The organism is Amycolatopsis keratiniphila subsp. keratiniphila (assembly GCF_001620365.2).
GTDB lineage: Bacteria > Actinomycetota > Actinomycetes > Mycobacteriales > Pseudonocardiaceae > Amycolatopsis > Amycolatopsis keratiniphila.
The window spans coordinates 80,706-102,311 of the sequence record NZ_LQMT02000052.1; the positions used below are offsets into that span (position 1 = coordinate 80,706).

Genomic DNA, 21,606 nt, shown 5'->3' on the forward strand with positions numbered 1-21,606 from the left:
CCCTACTGTCGAGTATTGACGTAAAGCCTCGCCTGCGTTTAAGTACGCCCGGTAACCAAGTCACTCTTCCGTGTGCCGGAGGCTTCCCGTGGGTAAGTCGATTCGTGGCGCCGATGCCTCAACGTTGACCGGTACGGCGGATCTGCTCATCGCGATGCACCCTCATCGCGTGCCGTCCGCGCGGTTCACGGCCGCGGCGACGCGGGCCGGTGCGCTCGGTGTCCTGGACCTGACCAGCGGAAACCGGGCTGCCCGCGAAGAACTCGACCTGGCCGAGTGCTGGCTCGCGACCGGCTTCGGCGTCCGTGTCGCGGGACCGGCCGAGCTTCCTCCCGCGGTGCACACGGTTCTGCTCGCCGCGGGCGCGCCGCAGTCCACTGTGGACTTCGGGAGCCGCCGGGTGCTCGTGGAAGTCACGAGCCGGGACGAAGCCGTGCGAGCGGTCGCCGCCGGTGCGGACGGTCTCGTCGCCCGAGGCCATGAGGCAGGCGGCAGGGTCGGTGAACTCGGCACCTTCGTGTTCCTGCAGCAGTTGCTGGCCGATCCGGCGATCGGCGTCCCGGTCTGGGCGTACGGCGGGATCGGCACGCACACCGCGGCCGCCGCCGTGGCCGGAGGCGCCGCCGGTGTCGTCCTCGACACGGCGTTCGCGCTGCTCCCCGAAGCGGAACTCCCGTCGGACGTCACGATGGCGCTGGAAGGCCTCGACGGTTCCGAGACCATTGTGGACGGTGGTGTCCGGCGGCTCCGCCGACGGCCGGTGGAAGCCGGTCAGGACGCCTTCCTGGCAGAGCGGTTCCGTGACCGCTGGGGAACCCTCCCGGCCGCGATCCAAGGCGTTCGCGCGTCGATCGCCGAGGGGCTCACCGCTTCCGGCGGCCCGTTGCCGCTCGCGCAGGGCCCGATGACCAGGGTGAGCGACCAGCCCGAATTCGCGCGGGCCGTCGCCGCCGGGGGAGCGCTGCCGTTCCTGGCCCTGGCGTTGTCCGGGCCCGGGCAGACCCGCGAGATGCTCGAAGCGACCAAGACGGCGTTGGGCGACGCGCCCTGGGGCGTCGGCGTGCTCGGGTTCGCCGCCGAGGACGTCCGGGCCGGGCAGCTCGAGGTGATCCGCGAGATCCGGCCGAGTCATGCCATCATCGCCGGTGGCCGTCCGGCGCAGGCGAAGGTGCTGGAGGACGCCGGGATCTCGACGTTCCTGCACGTCCCGTCGCCGGGATTGCTGCGCCAGTTCCTCGAAGCGGGCGCGCGCAAGTTCGTCTTCGAAGGTGCCGAATGCGGTGGGCATGTCGGGCCGAGGGCGAGTTTTCCCCTGTGGGAAGCGCAGATCGACGTTCTCCGCGACTACGCGGCCGAGGTCGAGGTGTACTTCGCCGGTGGAGTGCACGACGAGCGCTCGGCCGCGATGGTCACCGCCGCCGCGGCACCGCTGACCCGGCTCGGCGCGACGGTCGGCCTGCTGATGGGCACCGCGTACCTGTTCACCGAGGAGGCCGTGCGCGCGGGCGCCGTCCTGCCGTTGTTCCAGCGCCAGATCGTCGAAGCGACCCGCACCGACCTGCTGGAGACCGCGCCGGGACACGCGACACGGTGCGTGCGTTCGGCGTTCACCACCGAATACGCGGAACTCAAACGCGCGCTGAAGGACGTGCCCGACCGCGAGGCCTGGGAACGGCTGGAGAAGCTCAACGTCGGACGGCTTCGCCTGGCGAGCAAGGGAATCGAGCGGGTCGGGGACGCGCTCAGCCCGGTCGACGAGGGCCGCCAGCTCGCCGAGGGCATGTTCATGGCGGGCGCCGTCGCCGTGCTGCGGTCCGAGGTCACGACGATCGCCCGGGTGCACGAGGCCGTCGGCCCCGGGGCACAGGAGTTCCTCGCCGCCCGCGCCGCCGAACTGCTGAGCGTCCCGGACGACGAGCCCGTGCCGGAACCGCTCGACATCGCCATCGTGGGGATGGCCGGTGTCTTCCCGCAGGCCGGGGACCTAGCCGCGTTCTGGGCGAACATCCTGTCCGGAGCGGACTCGGTCACCGAGGTCCCGGCCCGGCGCTGGGATCCGGCGCTCTACTACGCGCCCGACGGCGACGGCGAGAAGACGCCGTCGCGCTGGGGCGGTTTCCTGCCGGAGATCCCGTTCGACCCGCTCGACCACGGCATCCCGCCCGCGTCGCTCGCGAGTATCGAACCCGTGCAGCTGCTGGCGCTGGAAGTGTCGCGGCGGGCGCTCGCCGACGCCGGATACGCCGAACGCGCCTTCGACCGGTCGCGCACGTCGGTGGTCTTCGGCGCGGAAGCCGGAAGCGACCTGTCCAACGCGATGACCTTGCGCACGGTGCTCCCGTCCTACCTCGGCGAACTCCCGGCCGGCCTCGATCGCCAGTTGCCGCGCCTCACCGAAGACTCGTTCCCCGGGGTGCTCGCCAACGTCATCGCCGGCCGGGTCGCGAACCGGCTCGACCTCGGCGGCGCGAACTACACGGTCGACGCGGCGTGCGCCTCGTCGCTGACCGCCGTCGACGTCGCCTGCAAGGAACTCGTCACCGGCACCAGCGACCTCGTCCTGTGCGGCGGCGCCGATCTGCACAACGGCATCAACGACTACCTGCTGTTCTCCTCGGTGCACGCGCTCTCGCCGTCCGGCCGATCGGCCACCTTCGACAGCGACGCGGACGGGATCGCGCTGGGCGAGGGCGTCGCGTGCGTGGTCCTGAAACGGCTGGCGGACGCGGAACGCGACGGCGACCGCGTCTACGCCGTCATCAAGGGCGTCGGCAGCGCCAGCGACGGCCGGGCGCTCGGGCTCACCGCACCCCGGCCCGAAGGCCAGCACAACGCGCTGACCAGGGCATACCGCAACGCCGGGATCTCGCCGGCGCGGGTCGGGCTCGTCGAAGCCCACGGCACCGGCACCGTCGTCGGCGACCGCACCGAACTCGCCACCCTGACCAAGGTGTTCGCCGAGGCCGGTGGCGAACCCGGCCGGTGTGCGCTCGGTTCGGTGAAATCCCAGATCGGGCACACGAAATGCGCCGCCGGGCTGGCCGGGTTGATCAAGGCGAGCCTCGCGCTTCACACCGGGGTCAAACCGCCGACGCTGCACCTGGAGATGCCGAATCCGGCCTGGGACCCGGCGACCAGCCCGTTCGCGTTCCACACCGAGGCTCGGCCGTGGGCCGAGACCGAACGCGTCGCCGGGGTGAGCGCGTTCGGATTCGGCGGCACGAACTTCCACGTCGTCCTCACCGCGCACGAAGGCGCCGTTCCGCCCGCGAAGACCCTCGACGAGTGGCCTGCCGAGCTCTTCCTGTTCGCGGGTGACAAGGACGCGCAGGATCTCCTGGCCGCCACAGAGCAAGGCTGGCGGCTGCGGGATCTGGCGCTCGCCGCGTCGCGCCGGGCGGAAAGCCGGGGCGGCCGGACGAGGTTCGCCATTCTGTCGTCCACTGTGGACGAATTGGCCGGGTTGCTCCGCCGGGCCATCGCGGGGGAGCGGGACGAGAAGGCGGGCATCTTCGGTGCCGACGACGCGCCGCTGGGCGAGATCGCGTTCCTCTTCCCGGGGCAGGGCAGCCAGCGCCCGGGGATGTTCGCGGAGCTGTTCGTCGCGTTCCCCGAACTGCGGCGCTATCTCGTGCGCGGCGGGAGCACCGTCGACGTCCTGTTCCCGCCCACCGCGTTCGACGAGGCCGGACGCGAGGCACAGCGTGCCCGGCTGACCGATACCCGGGCCGCGCAGCCCGCGCTCGGGATCGTCGGGCTAGCTGCGCACCACCTGCTGGGCACGGCCGGGGTCCGGCCTTCGATGGCGGCGGGGCACAGCTACGGCGAACTGGTCGCGCTGACCGTCGCCGGTGCGCTGAGTTCGGCTTCGCTGCTGGAACTCAGCCGGGCGCGGGCGGAGGCGATCCTCGGCGCGACCGGCACCGGCGACCCGGGAACGATGGCGGCCGTCGCCGCGAACGCCACCGACGTCGAAGCGGTGCTCGCCGCCGAGGGCCTGACCGGGACCGTGGTCACCGCCAACCGGAATTCGCCGGAGCAGACGGTGATCTCCGGGCCCACGGACGCCGTCGGCGTCGCGGTGGACCGCCTGCGCGTCCGCGGGTTCGGGGCGAAATCCCTTCCGGTCGCGTGCGCGTTCCACAGCCCGTTGGTCGCCCCGGCGGAGACGGAGTTCGCCCGCGTGCTCGGTACCGTCGCGGTCAGGGAACCGGAGATCCCGGTGTGGGCCAATCGGACCGCCGCGCCGTACCCGTCCACCCCGGACGGGATCCGCGCCAGACTGGCCACGCAGATCGGCGCGCCGGTGCGGTTCGCCGACCAGATCGAGGCCATGTACGCGGCAGGCGCCCGGACCTTCGTCGAAGCGGGCCCCGGCTCGGTCCTCACCCGGCTCGTCGGCGCCGTACTCGACGGCCGTCCACATCGGACGGTCGCTCTCGAAGGCGGCCGCCGCACCGGGATCCCCGGCTTCCTCGCCGTGTTGGCGAGGCTGGCGGTCGCCGGTGCGGACGTCCGCACCGGCCGGCTGTTCACCGGCCGTGCGTGCAGTGACGCGCTGTCCGCACGGCCGCCGAAGAAGGCGGGCTGGACCGTCGACGGGCACCTCGTCCGCACCGCCGACGGCGAGATCCCCGCCACCGCCCTGCACCCAGCCCAGCGAATCCCCACGGAGGCGATCGTGACTTCCCGGCCCGGCACCGACGGCGGTGAGGCGCTCATCTCGGAGTTCCTCCGCACCAGCCGCGAGATGATCGCCGCGCAACGGGACGTCCTGCTCGGTTACCTCGGCACCGATCCCGGTGTGCCGCCGCCCGCGCCCGTCGTCGTTCCTTCGGTACCCGAGCCCGTGCGCGTCGAGATCGCGCCCGAACGGTCGGTCTTCGACACCGTCGTCGAGGTGATCGGCGAGCGGACCGGCTATCCGGTGGACATGATCGAACCGGACCTGGACCTCGAAGCGGATCTGAGCGTCGATTCGATCAAACGGGCCGAGATCGCCGGAGAACTCGCGACCCGGCTGGGGCTGACCGACGGTGATCCCGAGGTCCTCGCCAAGGCCCGGACGGCGGCGGAACTCGCCGATCTGCTCGGCGGGGTTCCTTCCGGTGACCAGCGCGCCGAAGAGAGCGGCGCCGTCGTCGTGGCGCCGAAGCGTTATCTCATGCGGGAATTCGATCTCGCCGACGCCGCTCCCGCCGACGAGGAACTCGCCGGGCTCCGCTTCGCCGTCGTCGGTGAAGGCCAGGTGGCCGAGATGCTCACCGCCCGGCTCGCCGGATACGGCGCCGAAACCGAACTGGTCCAGGGCGTACCGGAGCGCGGCGCGGACGGCGTGTTCCACCTGTCACCGTCGTTCCCCGACGATTTCGCGCTGTACCAGGCGGTCTTGGCGCGCGGTCCGCGGTGGCTCATCGCGAACGGCCCCGCCGACGGTGCCCGCGGCTTCTTCCGGACCGTCGCCAGGGAGTACCCGGACACGGTCGCCCGCGTGGTCGAGCAGCATCCGGAATCCACTGTGGACGAACAGGTCGAGACCCTGCTCGCCGAGCTGTCCGCCGGAGACTGGGAGCCGGTCGTCGTCCGCCGCGGTGGCGCTCGGCGTGGTCTGCGGATGACCGAGGAAGGCCTCGGTCTGCTCGGCAGCACGGGCGCCGGCCCGGCCGGTGACGGGACGGCCGAGGCGGAAGCCCTCGGCCTGGACCGGGACTCGGTCGTCCTCCTGGTCGGCGGGGCGAAGGGCATCACCGCCCGGCTGGCCACCGCGCTGGCCTCGGCGTCGCGATGCCGTATCGAACTGTTCGGCCGCACCGCCGTGCCCATCGACGGTGAGGAACCGGAGATCGCGACGGCGACGACGACGGAAGAGCTGCGTGCCGCCCTGATCGGGAGCGGGCTGTCCAAACCGGCGGAGATCGAGCGGACCATCCGGCTCATCGAGTCCGAACGCGAGGTCCGCGGAACGCTGCGGCGGATCGGCGACCTCGGCAGCCCGGTGCGGTACCACTCGGTGGACATGCTCGACGCGGAGGCCGTGCACCGCGCGGTCAAGGAGATCCACGCCGAACACGGCAGGCTCGACGGTATCGTGTACGCGGCGGGCGTCATCGAGGACAAGCTGATCGCCGAGAAGGATCCGGCGTCCTTCGACCGGGTCTTCGCCACCAAGGTCGAAGGGGCGAGCACCCTGCTCGCGGCGGCGGGCGAACTGCCGGAGGCGCCGAAGTTCGCCGTCCTGTTCGGCAGTGTCGCCGCGACGCTGGGGAACCGCGGTCAAGCCGACTACGCGGCCGCGAACGACGCGCTGGAGGCGCTCGGCCACCGTTGGTCCACTGTGTACGGACGCCGTGGACTCACCGTCCATTGGGGACCCTGGGCGCCCACCGGGGTGAACAACGGGATGGTCACTCCGGAACTGATGCGGGACTACGCCCGGCGCGGGATCGAGCTGATCGACCCCGAGGAAGGCACCTTGAGCCTGCTGCGCGAACTGGCGTGGGGCGACGCGGCCCTCACGGCCGTCACCTACACCGCGTCGGGGTGGTGACCGGTGGCCGAAACCTCCCCGATCGCGATCGTCGGGATGTCGGTGCTGTTCCCGGGCGCCCCCGACCTCGACACCTACTGGCGCAACATCGTCGACGGCGTCGACGCGATCACCGAAGTCCCGGCCGACCGCTGGGATCCGGGTTTCTACCAGCCCGACGCCGAACCGCGGGCGGACCGGATCTACTGCCATCGCGGTGGTTTCGTCGGTGAACTGGCCGAAGTGGACGTCACCGGGTTCGGCGTGATGCCGTCGTCGGTCCCCGGTACCGAACCCGATCAGCTGATCGCGCTGCGGGTGGCCGCGCAGGCCATCGCCGACGCGGGCGGGGAGCACCGGCTGCCCGCCGACCGGCAGCGGACCGGCGTCATCCTCGGCCGCGGCGGCTATCTGACGCCCGGGCTGGTGCGGCTCGACCAGCGGGTCCGCACGGCCACCCAGGTCGTGCGCACCCTCGGCGAACTGATGCCCGAACTCGGTGGCGAGCGGCTGGAGGAACTCCGCCGGGCGTTCACCGACCGGCTCGGCCCCGAAGCCCCCGACGCAGCGATCGGGCTCGTGCCCAACCTCGCCGCCTCGCGGCTGGCGAACCGGCTCGACCTGCGCGGACCCGCGTACACGGTGGACGCCGCCTGCGCCTCCTCGCTCGTCGCCGTCGACCACGCCGTACGCGAACTGGTGAGCGGGCGATGCGACGTCGTGCTGGCCGGTGGCGTGCACCATTGCCACGACGTCACGTTCTGGAGCGTGTTCTCCCAGCTCGGCGCGTTGTCGCGGAGCCAGCGGATCCGGCCGTTCCACCGGGACGCGGACGGGGTGCTGATCGGCGAGGGCACCGGCATCGTCGTGCTCAAACGGCTCGCGGACGCCGAACGGGACGGCGACCGGGTCTACGCCGTGGTCACCGGGACCGGCGTGGCCAGCGACGGCCGGGCCGCCGGACTGTCCACTCCGGACACCGACGGCCAGGTCCGCGCGGTGCGGCAGGCCTGGTGCGCGGCGGGGATCGATCCCGCCACGATCGGCCTGCTCGAAGCCCACGGCACCGCCACCCCGGCGGGCGACGCGGCCGAACTGGCGACGATCGCGGAGGTCTTCGGGCGGGAGAGCGAGCCGACGGCGGTGCTCGGTTCGGTCAAGTCGATGATCGGGCACACCATGCCCGCGGCGGGGGTCGCCGGACTCGTCAAGGCCGCTTTGGCGGTGTACCACGGGGTTCTTCCGCCGACCCTGCACTGTGAGCACCCGCATCCGGCGCTGGCGGCGACCCGGTTCGAGACGCTCGGCACCGCGAAGGCCTGGGAGACCGACGACCGGCGGCCGGTGCGGCGGGCGGGGGTCAACGCGTTCGGCTTCGGCGGGATCAACGCCCACGTGGTCCTTGAGCAGGCCGCGACCCGGCCCGCCGTCGAGGTCTCCGAGCCGGAACGGGTCCTGCGGCTCTCGGCGCCGACCGTCGCCGAAATGGGCTGCTTGCTCGACCACGACGACGTCCTGAGCGAGTGTGACACCGGTCGCGGCCGGGTCCGGCTCGGGCTCGTCGACCCGACACCCAAACGGCTGAACCTGGCCAGGAAAGTGGTCGCGAAGGGCAGACCCTGGCGCGGCCGCAACGACCTCTGGTTCGTTCCGGAACCGCTGCTCGGCGTGGGCGGGGGCAAGCTCGCGTTCGTCTTCCCCGGGCTGGAGAACGAATTCGAGGCGCACGCCGGCGACATCGCCCGGCATTTCGGTATCCGCTGGGAAGCGCCGGACGTCACGATCGGCGACGTCGGCAGGCACGGCAAGGGTGTGTTCCAGCTGGGCAGGCTGCTCGACACGGCGTTGCGCGGGCTGCGTGTCACCCCGGACGCGCTCGCCGGGCACAGCCTGGGGGAGTGGACCGCGATGGCCGTCGCCGGGATCCATGCCGACACCGAGGTGGACGCGTTCCTGGCGGGCTTCGACCCCGACGCGCTCAAGGTGCCGGGTCTGGCCTTCGCGGTGATCGGCGCAGCGTCGTCCGTGGTCATCAGAGTCCTCAAAGGACAGTCCGAAGTGGTCCTGTCCCACGACAACGCGCCCAACCAGGCGATGATCTGCGGGCCGGAGGAGGCCGTCGACGGCTTCGTCCGGCGGTTCCGCGCGGACGGCGTGATCGCCCAGGTGCTGCCGTTCCGGTCCGGCTTCCACACCCCGATGCTCGCCCCGTATCTCGGCCCGATCCGCGAGGCCGCCGAGCGCTACACGCTGTATCCGGCGAAACTCCCGGTCTGGTCCGCCACGACCGGAAGGCCGTATCCGGAGGCCGCCGCGGAAGTACGCGACCTGTTCGTCCGGCATCTGCTGGAGCCGGTGCGGTTCCGCGGTCTCGTGGAGAACCTGTACGCGGCCGGCTTCCGCGCGTTCGTGCAGACGGGCGCCGGACAGCTCGGGTCGCTGATCGGGAACACCCTGCACGACCGCGAACATCTCGTCGTCGCCGCGCATTCCGCGCACCGGCCCGGTCTCCGGCAACTGCTGCGGACCGCGACGGCCTTGTGGGCCGACGGCGCCGATCCGGCGTTCGAACTGCTGCCGGGCCGGCGCGGCGCGAAACGCGGCCGGACGATCCGGCTCGACCTCGGCGGCGCGCTCGTGTCGCTCGACGAACGTGTCCGGCACGGGTTCCGCCCGTCGGGGGCCGGTGCGTCCACTTTGGACAGGATCGGGAAACGGAACCCGCTGGCAGCCGAATTCTCCGGGTTGCTGGCCGACACCGCCGGCCTGGCGGCCGAACTGTTCGCCGCCAGGCCGGCGCCCCGGATCCGGCCGTCGCGCACCGAACTCCGCGTCTCCGTCGAGACGATGCCGTATCTGCTCGACCACTGCTTCTTCAAACAGCCACCCGGCGCGGAACCCGCCGACTCGTGGCCGGTCGTACCCGCGACGACGGTGATCGGGCATTTGATGGACTTCGCCGAACAGGCCGCGCCGGGCCGTCGCGCGGTCGCACTGGAGGACGTCCGGCTGAACCAGTGGATCGCCGCGACCCCCGCGCTGGACGTGCCGGTGACCGTGGTGCCGCAAGGCCCCTCGCGAGCCGGTGTCTCCCTCGGCGACTACTCCAGGGCCGTCGTCGATCTGGACGCCGCGTTCCCCGCCGATCCGCCCGGGCCGTGGACGTTCCCGGCCGCCCGGGAACGGAGGCCGGACCTGCGCGCCGAGCAGCTCTACACCGAACGCTGGATGTTCCACGGGCCGAGGTTCCAGGGTGTCGAAGAACTGGTCGCGGTGGGGGATCGCCACGTACGGGGAGTGCTGCGAACCCCGGACGCGCCGGGGGCGCTGCTGGACAACGCCGGTCAGCTGCTCGGCTACTGGATCATGTCGCGGCTTCCCGCACGGACCACGGTGTTCCCGGTGGGGATGCGGCGGATCCGGTTCTACGGCGAGCATCCCTTACCCGGGGATCGGCTCGACTGCGTCGTCCGCATCGTGTCGGTGACCGACGCGGAACTCGAAGCGGACGTCCAGCTGAGCCGGGGCGGCCGGGTGTGGGCCGAGATCGAGGGCTGGCGCGATCGCCGGTTCGACAGCAACCCGGTGATCCGGGCGATGGACCGGCGTCCCGAACGCGCCACGCTGTCCGAGGAACGCCCCGGCGGCTGGGCGCTGGTCCGCGAGCAGTGGCCGGATCTGGCCACCCGCGAGCTGATCATGCGGAACGTGCTGGCGGGGCAGGAAAGACAGGCGTACGCAGGCCAGTCGCCGCGCCGGAGACGGACCTGGTTACTCGGCCGGATCGCGGCGAAGGACGCCGTCCGGTGTCTCTTGTGGACGGACGGCGCGGGCGACATCTTCCCCGCCGAGCTGCGCATCGGGAACGACTCGTCGGGGGCGCCGACCGTCTCGGGCGCCTATGGGAGAAGCCTGCCGGAGCTCACCGTCTCGATCGCCCACCGGGACGCGCTCGGCGTCGCCATCGCCCGGCGAGGGCCCTGCGGTATCGACATCGAAGCCGTCGAAGACCGGCCGGAGAGCACGGTCGCCGCGGCTCTCGGTCCGGCGGAACGGGCCCTGCTCGGCGAGCCGGAAGCGTTGTGGTTCACCAGGTTCTGGGCGGCCAAGGAGGCCGTTGCGAAACGGCTCCGCACCGGTCTGCGCGGTGATCCGCGCGCTTTCGCCGTCGTCGGCGCGGACGACGGTCGGCTCGTCGTGGCGGCGGGTGGTGCCCGGTATCCGGTGTGGCACACCACGATCACCACACCGGCGAAGGACTACGTCGTGGCTTGGACGGAGAACGAAGAATGACCACCGAAACCGTGGCGGCCGGGACCGTGCTGGCCGACCTCACCGTGATGCTGCGCGAACTGCTCGAGGAGTACGGGCTGGACGACGCCGAGATCGGCCGGGACACGAAGTTCCACGACGACCTCGAACTGGAGAGCATCGACCTCGTGACGCTGTCCGGGCGGCTGCGCGACCACTACGGCGACAAGGTCAACTTCGCCGAGTTCATCGCGGACCGCGAACTGGACGAGATCATCGCGCTGACCGTCGGCGAACTGGTCGACCACGTGGTCGCGTCCCTGGCGGGGAAGGCCTGAACATGGCGAAGGTCAAGGTCGGCGATCTCGACGTCCACGTCCAGCGGCTCGGTCCGCCGGACGGCGAGGCGCCGGTCGTGGTGTTCGTCCACGGCCTCCTCACAGACAGCCTGGCGAGCTACTACTTCACGCTCGGGCCCGCCTTCGCGGCGCAAGGCATCGACGTCGTCATGTACGACCTTCGCGGGCACGGTCGCACGACGCGGCCCGCCACCGGCTACCGGCTGGAGGAGTTCGTCGCCGATCTCGACGGCCTGCTCACCACGCTCGGGATCGACCGGCCGGTGCACGTGGCCGGGAACTCGTTCGGCGGCTCGATCGCCTTCGGGCTCGCGGCTTCGCGTCCCGAACGCGTCGCCAGCGTCGTCGCCATCGAAGCGGAGCCACCGGTGCGGGCGTGGATCGGGCACATGGCCGAGGGGCTCGCCGACGCGAAGAACCGGCTCGCGCACGACGAGGTGATCGGCTGGATCGCCGAGAACCACGGGGCGCACACCGCGAGGCTGTCGAAATCCGCGTACAGGATCCTCGCGGCCACCACGCTGGCGGAGGACATCCCGCTGAGCCGGACCATCGACGACGACCTCACTGCGGTCCGGTGCCCGGTGTTCGCGCTGTTCGGCGACCAGTCGGGACTCGCGGCGCAGGTGCCGGAGCTGGAGGCGAACCTCGCCCGCTGCCGCACCGTCGTGCTGCCGGACCAGGGACATTCGGTGCTCGTCGAGCGCACCGCGGAGACGTCGGAACTGATCCTGGGCTGGGTCCGCGAACACTCGTGCGAAACGGCGGCCTGAGTGGGCAGATTCCTCTTCGTCACCCCGCCGCTGACCGGGCATGTGAACCCCGCGGTCGGGGTCGCGGCCGCCCTCACCGCACGCGGGCACCGGGTCGCCTGGGCGGGGCGGCCGGAGGTCATCCGGCGGCTCGCCGGCGACGGTGCCGACGTGTTCCCGTGCGCCGTGCCGCGCCGCCTGCCCGAACGCGACGCGAGCCTCAAGGGACCGGCGGCGTTCCGGTTCCTGTGGGAGGAGTTCCTGATCCCGCTGGCCGAGGCGATGGCGCCCGGGGTCCGCGCCGCGATCGGCCGGTTCCGGCCACAGGTGGTGATCGCCGACCAGCAGGCCATCGCGGGCGGTCTCGTCGCCGACGGGCTCGGCCTGCCGTGGGTGACCTCCGCGACGACGTCCGCGGAACTGGTCGACCCGCTGGCCGGACTCCCCAAGGTGGCGGCCTGGCTCGACGACCTCCTCGACGGCCTGCGCGCGCGGATCGACGGCGGCCCCGCCGACCCCAGGATGTCGCCGCACGGCGTGCTCGCGTTCACCACGAGGGAACTGCTCGGCCCGGCCGCGCTGCCGAGCCGGGTCCGGCTGGTCGGGCCGTCCATCGGCGGGCGCGCGCCCACCGGCGGCTTCCCGTGGGAGCGGCTCGACCCTGCGGTGCCGACCGTGTTCGTCACCCTCGGCACCGCGAACGCCGACGCCGCCGGGGACTTCCTCCGCGCGGCCGCCAAGGGCCTCTCCGGGGTCGACGGGATCCGGACCGTCATCGCCGATCCCGGTGGTGCCGTGGGGCCGGTGGGGGAAACGGTGCTCGTGGTGCCACAGGTGCCTCAGATGGCGCTTCTGGCCCGCGCGGACGCCGTCGTCTGCCACGGCGGGCACAACACCGTCTGCGAAAGCCTGTGGCACGGGGTGCCGCTCGTGGTCGCGCCGATCCGGGACGACCAGCCGATCGTCGCCTGCCAGGTCGTCGACGCGGGCGCCGGTGTCCGGCTGCGGTTCGGCAAGGCGAAACCCGACCGGATCGCGGCCGCGGTGACCAGGGTGCTGGGCGATCCTGGCTACCGGTCGGCCGCCGAGAAGTTGGGCGCCTCGTTCCGGGAGGCGGGCGGGGCGGCCACGGCGGCGGACCACCTGGAGGCACTGCTCGGTGGCTGAAGGGGCCTTTCCCCGCATCGCACGCGGTGATGGGCGCCTTCACCACATCAGACGCGGGGATGGTCCCCTTCGGCCTCTTGAAAAGCGCGCGTGTAGGGACTCTCCTGGAGGGGTACCAGCCTTCAGAAGGTGTGTCCTCGTGCTGGGAGTCGCCATGACCGCCGTGAAGCCCTCTCCGCGACCGGAGGCCGTCCGCTTCGGCGGGCGGATCCGTGCCCCCAAGGGGAGTGTCTTCCTCAGCGTCGTCCGCACCACCGACCACAAGACGATCGGCGTGCTCTATCTGAGCACCTCGTTCGCGTTCTTCCTCATCGGCGGCTTCATGGCGCTGCTGATGCGCGGCGAGCTGGGCAGGCCGGGGATGCAGTTCCTGTCGCAGGAGCAGTACAACCAGCTGTTCACCATGCACGGCCTGATCATGCTGCTGCTGTACGCGACACCGAATCTCTTCGCCTTCGCCAACTACATCCTGCCGCTGCAGATCGGCTCCCCGGACGTCGCCTTCCCGCGGCTGAACGCGTTCTCCTACTGGCTCTACCTCTTCGGCGGGCTGATGGTGCTCAGCTCGTTCCTGACGCCGGGCGGCGCGCCCGACTTCGGGTGGACGATGTACACGCCGCTGTCCAACGCCGCGCACACGCCGGGCGTCGGCGCCGATCTGGTGATCATGGGTCTGATCGTGTCCGGGCTCGGGACGATCCTCGGCGCGGTCAACATGGTCACCACGATCCTCTGCCTGCGCGCGCCCGGGATGACCATGTGGCGGCTGCCGCTGTTCACCTGGAACATCCTGTTCACCACGATCCTGATCCTGGCGGTCTTCCCGATCCTCACCGCGGCGCTGTTCGGGCTGGAGGCGGACCGGCGGCTAGGTGCGCACGTCTTCGATCCGGCCAACGGCGGGGCGATCCTGTTCCAGCACCTGTTCTGGTTCTTCGGTCATCCCGAGGTGTACATCGTCGCGTTGCCGTATTTCGGCATCATCACCGAGATCGTCCCGGTGTTCAGCCGGAAACCGTTGTTCGGCTACAAACTCATGGTGTTCGCGACGATCGCGATCACCGCGCTGTCGTTCGCCGTGTGGGCGCACCACATGTTCGCCACCGGCGCGGTACTGCTGCCGTTCTTCTCCATCATGACCTTCCTGATCGCGGTGCCGACCGGGATCAAGTTCTTCAACTGGATCGGCACCATGTGGAAGGGGCAGCTCACCTTCGAATCACCGATGCTGTGGTCGATCGGGTTCATGGTGACGTTCCTGCTCGGCGGGCTGACCGGGATCATCCTCGCCGCGCCGCCGCTGGACTTCCACATCCACGACACCTATTTCGTGGTGGCGCATTTCCATTACGTGCTGTTCGGCACCATCGTGTTCGCCACCTTCGCCGGGATCTACTTCTGGTTCCCCAAGATGACCGGGCGGATGCTCGACGAGCGGCTCGCGAAGCTCCATTTCTGGACCACCTTCATCGGCTTCCACATGACGTTCCTCGTCCAGCACTGGCTCGGCAACGAAGGAATGCCGCGCCGCTACGCCGACTATTTGAGCTCGGACGGTTTCACCCTGCTGCACACCATTTCCACGATCGGCGCGTTCCTGCTGGGCGCGTCGGTGCTGCCGTTCATCTGGAACGTCGTCCGCAGCTACCGGTTCGGGGAGGTCGTCGAAGTCGACGACCCGTGGGGACACGGGAACTCCCTGGAGTGGGCGACGACCTGTCCGCCGCCCCGGCACAACTTCCTCGATCTGCCGAGGATCCGGTCGGAACGGCCGGCGTTCGAACTCCACTATCCGCACATGATCCCCAGGCTGCGCGCCGAGGGGCACACGACGCCGTTCCAGCGGCGTGACCGGCCCGCCCCGTCGGAGGTGGTGGCGGACAAGGCACTCAAGGACGACGCCTGAGCGAGGGAATGAGGTACCGCGCATGATTTCGATGGACGTCGAGGGGATGGCAGTCCTGGCCCCGGAAGCGGCACCGGTGATGTTGCTGCGGGAACGGGAGGGCGAACGTCGCTGGCTGGCGATCACGATCGGCGGCCCGGAGGCGAGCGCGGTGGCGCTCGCGCAGGAACGGATCCGGCTGCCCCGGCCCGGCACGATCGAACTGATCGGCCAGGTGGTCGAGTCGTTCGGGCACCGGGTCACCGGGGTGCAGGTCACCGCGCTGCGGGACGGCATCTTCTTCGCGGATCTGGTACTCGATTCCGGAATCCGCGTCTCCGCCCGGCCGAGTGACGCGGTCGCGATCGGCTTGCGGGCCGGGGTCGGGATCGAGGTGGCGGACGCGGTCCTGGAGGTCGCTTCGGTGCGGGTCGAGATCGTGGGGGCCGGGCCCGACGCGGAACTGCCGACGGTGCCGTCCGACCCGGTCGCGCAGGAACGGGAGGTCGAGGAGTTCCGGGCGGCGCTGGACAAGATCGCGCCCGAGGACTTCGGGGATCAGCCGCCCGCCGACTAGCCCTCCGGAAACGCTATGAACGGGACGTTCNNGGAACGTCCCGTTCATAGCACTCGTGAGGGGGTGGGAGGGCTACTGCTTCGCCAGGCCCGCTTCGATCGCTTCGATGATGCGCGGCCGCATCTCGGCGGCGCTGATGATCGCGTCCACCGAGCCGACCTTCACCGCGCGCTCGATGCTGTGCACGCCGTCGAACTCGGCCGCGACCGCGCCCAGCTTCTCGGCCCGCACCGACGCCTGGACCTCGGCCAGCTCCGCGGCCAGCGCGGCGCGTTCGGCACCCACAGCCCCGCTGAGCTTCTCGGTGAGCGACCGCACCCGCTGATCCGCCGCGGTCCGCGCGTTGACCTCACCGGCGAACACGACCGCCGCGGCGGGCGCCCCGCCGAGCACGGAGGCGAACGAGCCTTCCAGCGCCAGCACCGTCATGTTCGGGTTCAGCGCCTTCGAGAAGACCACGAACGCGCCGCCGTGGTACCGCGAGATCACGGTGAACACGATCGGGCCCTCGAAGTTGACGATCGCCCGGCCGATCTCCGCGCCGTACTCCAGCTGCAGCTTCCGCATCGACTCCGGCGAACCGTCGAAGCCGGACAGGTTCGCCAGCACCACCAGCGGCCGGTTGCCGCTGGCCGCGTTGATCGCCCGCGCCGCCTTCTTCGACGACCGCGGGAACAGCGTGCCCGCGGTGTAGGTGTCCGGGCCGTCGGTGGGCGGGAAGCCGCGGCGCGGCACCGAACGCGACTCGATGCCGAGCAGGCACACCGGCCGCCCGCCGAGGTGCACGTCCTGCACGGCCGCGGTCTCCGCGTCGGCCATCCCCGGCCAGCGCTCCAGCACCGGGTGGTCCTGGTCCGACAGCGCGCGCATCACGGTGCGGATGTCGAACGGCTTCTTGCGGTCGGGGTTGGCCTCCCGCGAGAAGATCTGGCCGACCGTGGTGAAGTCGCTGTCGACGGCCGCGTGCGGGAACGACGAGATGTCCCGGTCGATCGGGTCGTTCGTGACCGCCTTGCGCGGACCGGGCTCGCCCGGTGCCACGTACGTGTGGTCGTAGTGCGACATCAGCACGTCGCGTGCCGCGGCGAGGTTCGGCGCCCAGTACTGCGCCTGGCCGTTCGGGCCCATGACCCGGTCGTAGCCGCCGATGCCGAAGTTGTCCTCGGCCGAGACGCCACCGGAGAAGTCGAGGGACTGCTTACCGGTCAGCACCATCGCGGAATCCGGCGTCATCACCAGGATTCCCTTGGTGTGCATGAGCATCGTCGCTTCGGCGTTCCAGTACGGCTGGGCGCCGACGTTGATCCCCGCGACGACGATGTTGATCTCGCCGCCGTTCTGGGTGAAGTGCACGATCCGCTTGAGCGCGGCCGCGACCCAGTCCATGTTCTCGGTACCGGACTCCATCGAGATCCGGGCACCCGCCGAGAGCGCGTACCACTCCAACGGGACCCGCAGCCGCTCGGCGAGGTCCAGTGCCGCGATCACCCGCGAGCACTCCGGCTCCGACAGAGCGCCGAGCGCCTTCGTCGGGTCGCCCAGCAGCACCACGCGCTTGACGCCCTCCGGGTGCCGTTCGGTCGGCGTGGTGACCACACCGGCGACGATCGCGGCCTTGTTGCGGCCCTTCTTCCGGTCGACCGGGACGAGGGTGTTCGTGTCGTCCATGTCGTACTCGGTGAACGAACCGAGCATCTCGGTCAGCTCGTACGGGTACACGGTGTCGCGGCGACGGGCGCGCAACACGTTCTGGCGGTAGTCGTCGAGCGGGAGGATCGGCTCGGTGGTGGGCTCGGACAGCGACATCTGCACGCCGCCGCTCACGTCGTAGCCGATGCGCACGGCGACCTCTTTGACCTCGCCGGTCGCGCGGTCGCGCTGCCTGCCGAGGAACTGGACCTCTTCGAGTCCCGCGCCGGCCGTCGACGGCTGCACCCGCTGGGCGACCGTGTCCAGCTCCGCGCCGGTGAGCTCACTGGTCGGCCACACGTACAGCATGATCCGGTTGGTGTCGAAGCGCTTCTTCGGCGGAAGCTTCGCCTGTACCTCGCGGATCGCGTCGAGGCAGCCCGCCAGCGTGCCTTCGACCGCGGGCAGGGCCAGCAGCTTGCCGTCGTTGTCCCGCAACGGGGTCAGGTCGCGGACCTGGGCGAGCGCGACCAGCCGCTGATCCGACGGGTTCATCGGCGAGACGCACTTGAACAGGTACACGTCCTCGTCGCCCGACGGCAGGCGCGTGAGGTCGAAGTTCGCCAGCCGCTGCAACTGCATCCGCTGGGCGATCAGCGGGTGCAGGCCGCGGATCAGCCGCTCCTCGCTGAACCCGGTCGAGGACGGGCGGAAGGTGAAGTGGTGGTGCATCACCGCGCCGCCGTGCCCGGCGACGGTGGTGGTGATCCGCCGGATCCGGCTCGGCAGCGACTCGGCCGTGAGGACTTCGCGCAGCCCGGCGGCCATCGTGTCGTCGTCGGCCGACTCGTCGTCCCAGGTGAGGTACAGGTCCGCCTCGACGTCGGTGTCGGCGGGCAGCTGCGCGGCGAGGCCGGCGACCGCCTTGATCGCCCCGGGCAGCCCGGCGCGGTCGACGGCGGTGGTGACCATGTGGAACCGCTCGTTCGCGTCGGCGTAGTCGCCGGTGACGAAGGTGCAGCCGCCGACGGTCACCTGCTGGACATCGGTGAGCGCGCGGTTTCCGTAGTAGCGGCGGCTCAGTACCTCCAGCAGCGGGCTGTGATCGGTGCCGGGGCGGCCGATCCGCTGCCCGAGCAGGCGGACCAGCGGCTGTGCGCTGGCCAGCATGCTCGCGATCCGCTCGGCGCGGTCCGGCGAATCCGGGTGCAGGTCGAGGTGACGCAGGTGTTTGCGGACCTCGCTGTAGGCCTCGGCGCGGGTGCGGCGAAGCAACGGCTGGGCGAACCAGCGGAACACCACGCTGCGCGCCAGGTCGCCGACGACCGGGAAGCGGAGCTGGGTGGCGGCGATGAGCTGTTCCAGCGCCTTGCCGGCCGGTTCGCGCATCGACTCGAACGGCTGCGGCTCGGTGAGCCACTGCCGCAGCAGCGCGGTGACGACCGCGACGTCGGACGAGGTCCGCTGCTGGGCGAGGAAGATGCGGAAAACCGCCTCCTCCAGCTCCGGGGTCCGCTCCAGATCCTTGATGCCGTAGTGCGCCAGCACCTTCTTCAGCTTGTTCTGGAACGACTCCGACAGCCCGGCGCGTTCGACGTCGAGGCTCTGTAGGTAGGTGTGGAAGAACTCGCGGGAGCTGTGCACCCGGGTGTCCGTCTTGGTGTCTTCGCGCGCCGGTTTGTTGCGCATCAGCTCGGAGAGGTCGGCGAAAACGGTCAGCAGCTCGACCTCACCCTCCAGCGGGCGATCGCCGTTGCCGTCCAGTTCGACGCGGGCGGCCAGGTACGCGCTGAGCGTGCGGCGCTCGTCGTGCGGGTCGACGTCGAAGCCGAGCAGGAGGCTGCGCAGATCCTGCTGTCCCCGCGTGATCCGCTGTACCGCCGACGTGCCGTCCGGCTCCGCGGGCAGCTCGATCTCGACGCTGCCGGTGTCCTCGGCGACCTCTTCGCCTTCTTCGGCCACCGGTTCGAGCCGCAGCAGGGGAGCGCCGGTCTCGACCTGGCTGCCGACCGAGACGACGCACTCACGCAGCTTCGCGCGGAACGGCGCGCGGAGCACCGTCTCCATCTTCATGCTTTCCAGCACCAGCACGGGCGCGCCTGCCTCGACCTCGGCGCCGACCTCCAGCGGGGTAGCGACGACGAGCGCGGGCGCGGGGGAGCGGACGACGCCACCCTCGTCCCGGCTGATGCGGTGGGTGATGCCGTCGACCTCGACCAGGTGGATCGGGCCGTGGGTGCCGGTGACCAGGCGGAACCGGGTGCCGTTGACGGTGATCTGGCCGGTGTGCTCGTCGAACCGGTCGACCTCGACGTCGGCGGGGTGGATGTCGCCGCCGCCCGCCGAGACGCCGACGCGGAACCGGCGGTGGCCGATCCTGGCGACGCTCACGCGGTACGCGGCGCCGCGCAGTTTGAGGTCGAGCGGACGGCCGCTCTCGTGCTGGACCTGCGGGCGGCCGCCGTGCGCGGTGGAGAGGAGCCGTTGGCGCTCGACGGCTTCCTCGTCCTCGTACGCCTCGATGGCGGCGGCCGCGAGCGCGATCGCGGAATGGCGGTGGGTGACCAGCTTGCCCTCACCGCGGACGCGGTCGATCCAGCCGGTGTCGGCGCTGCCGTCGATCACCTCGGGCTGGTCGAGCAGGTCGAGGACGAAGCTCTTGTTGGTCGCGCCGCCCTCGATGATGACCGTGGTCTGCGCCATCGCGCGACGCAGGCGGCCGAGCGCCTCGTCACGGTCGCGGCCGTAGGCGATGATCTTCGCGATCATCGAGTCGAAGTCGGCCGGGATGGTGTCGCCTTCGCTGACCCCGGTGTCGACGCGGATACCGGGGCCGGCGGGCAGGTCCAGGCGGGCGATGCGGCCCGGGGACGGCGCGAAGTCGCGGTCCGGGTCTTCGGCGTTGAGCCGCGCCTCGACGGCGTGCCCGAACTCGACGGGCTGGACCCCTTCGAGCTTGCCGCCGGAAGCGACGTGCAGCTGGGCCTTGACCAGGTCCATGCCGGTGGTCAGCTCGGTGATCGGGTGCTCGACCTGGAGGCGGGTGTTCACCTCGAGGAACGCGAACAGCTTGTCGCCGGGGTGGTAGAGGAACTCGACCGTTCCGGCGCCGCGGTAATCGACCGCGAGCGCGAGCCGCTCGGCGGACCGCTTGAGCTCGTCGGCCTGCTCGGGGCTCAGCACCGGGGAGGCGGACTCCTCGATGATCTTCTGGTTGCGGCGCTGCACCGAACAGTCGCGGACGCCGAGCGCCCACGCGGTGCCCTGGCCGTCGGCGATGACCTGGACCTCGACGTGCCGGGCGCCGGTGACCAGGCGCTCCAGGAAGACGACGCCGCTGCCGAAGGCGCGCTCGGCCTCCAGGCTGGTGCGCTCGTAGGCGTCCTTGAGCTCGTCGGCGGAGGTGATGACGCGGATACCGCGACCGCCGCCGCCGGCGGTGGCCTTGAGCATCAGCGGATAGCCGATCTCGTCGGCGGCCTTGATGGCGGCGTCCAGATCGGAGACGGCGCCGCGGCTCCAGGGAGCGACGGGCACGCCGACCTCTTCGGCGATCAGCTTCGCGCCGATCTTGTCGCCGAGCTTGCGCATCGCGTCCGCGCTCGGACCGATGAAGGTGACGCCCAGCCGCTCACACAGCTCGGCGAAGGCCGGATCTTCGGCCACGAACCCCCAGCCGACCCAGGCCGCGTCGGCCCCGGTCTCGGTCAGCGCCCGCTCCAGCACGGCGAAGTCGAGATAGGGACGCGCCGACGCGGGCCCGAGGTTGTAGCTGATGTCGGCTTCCCGCACGAACGTCGCCGACCGGTCCGCGTCCGTGAAGAGCGCGACGGTCTCGATCCGCCGTCCGGTCTCCGCCGAAAGCTCGCGGACGGCGTGGATGAGCCGCATCGCGGCTTCTCCGCGGTTGACGATGGCGACACGACTGAACACCGACTGAGCCTCCCAAGTGAGCGGCACCGTCCCGCCGGATCACGCGCGGGACAGTCTCCTGATACCTGTCTAACAGCCTGCCTCTTACCGGCCGGTACGAGAATGTCGCCGGTGGCGCATGCCGGGGGCCGGGGATTGTAGGAACCCGCCAAAAAGTGTCGTGGAACACCTAGCGGTGGGGCCGGATGACGTCATGAAGTGGACAACTGGCGGCTGGGGTTGCCGGGTGGGGTCGCGAGGTGTCACCGGGTGTTCACGCCGGTTTCACCGGGGGTGCTTGGGGCTTGTGGTGGCTGTGCTTGACGGGGGGTCGTCGTTTTCGGCGACGGTGTGGGGTGGGGCGTAATCGTGGTGCTGCCGGGCGGCTCGGTTGGCTCGTGTGGAGGGTGCCGGGGCCTCGCCGGTATTCGGCAATGAAGATCGAGCCGTGGCCGTTTTCCGGCGACGGGTCAGAACGGTGGTGGTTCTTCGGCGCGGGGTTCGTGCAGCGGTGGAGGCGGCACACGGGGCCCTGTCATGATTTCCGT

General features: G+C 70.9%; 8 protein-coding genes. 7 read left to right on the forward strand and 1 reads right to left on the reverse strand.

Translation table 11 applies throughout. The features are described from left to right. Positions 1 to 154 precede the first annotated feature (154 nt). From AVR91_RS41480 to AVR91_RS41510, 7 genes are all read left to right on the forward strand, one after another. Positions 155 to 6,547, forward strand: a complete 6,393-nt coding sequence (locus tag AVR91_RS41480) for a type I polyketide synthase (protein ID WP_063276874.1) — start codon at positions 155 to 157, stop codon at positions 6,545 to 6,547. Positions 6,548 to 6,583: 36 nt separating this feature from the next. Beyond that, positions 6,584 to 10,819, forward strand: a complete 4,236-nt coding sequence (locus AVR91_RS41485; protein ID WP_394329986.1) for a beta-ketoacyl synthase N-terminal-like domain-containing protein — start codon at positions 6,584 to 6,586, stop codon at positions 10,817 to 10,819. Then, the gene (locus tag AVR91_RS41490) at positions 10,816 to 11,115 is read left to right on the forward strand and encodes an acyl carrier protein (protein ID WP_063276861.1); all 300 of its coding nucleotides are present in this window, start codon (positions 10,816 to 10,818) and stop codon (positions 11,113 to 11,115) included. The genes AVR91_RS41485 and AVR91_RS41490 overlap by 4 nt, the downstream gene beginning before the upstream one ends. Before the next feature lie 2 nt (positions 11,116 to 11,117). Next, on the forward strand, positions 11,118 to 11,909 hold the full coding sequence (locus tag AVR91_RS41495; RefSeq protein WP_063276862.1) for an alpha/beta fold hydrolase: 792 nt from the start codon (positions 11,118 to 11,120) through the stop codon (positions 11,907 to 11,909). Beyond that, entirely contained in the window at positions 11,910 to 13,055 is a 1,146-nt protein-coding gene (locus AVR91_RS41500; protein ID WP_063276863.1) for a glycosyltransferase, read from the forward strand. A gap of 154 nt (positions 13,056 to 13,209) precedes the next feature. Continuing rightward, positions 13,210 to 14,961, forward strand: coding sequence for an aa3-type cytochrome oxidase subunit I (gene ctaD, locus AVR91_RS41505; RefSeq protein WP_083737957.1), 1,752 nt, complete (start codon positions 13,210 to 13,212; stop codon positions 14,959 to 14,961). A gap of 22 nt (positions 14,962 to 14,983) precedes the next feature. After that, positions 14,984 to 15,517: a bifunctional nuclease family protein gene (locus tag AVR91_RS41510; RefSeq protein WP_063276865.1), complete on the forward strand. Its 534-nt coding sequence runs from the start codon at positions 14,984 to 14,986 to the stop codon at positions 15,515 to 15,517. Positions 15,518 to 15,589: 72 nt separating this feature from the next. Here AVR91_RS41510 and AVR91_RS41515 read toward each other — a convergent pair whose 3' ends face one another. Beyond that, positions 15,590 to 21,079, reverse strand: coding sequence for an ATP-binding protein (locus tag AVR91_RS41515; RefSeq protein WP_063272835.1), 5,490 nt, complete (start codon positions 21,077 to 21,079; stop codon positions 15,590 to 15,592). Between the last annotated feature and the right edge of the window lie 527 nt (positions 21,080 to 21,606).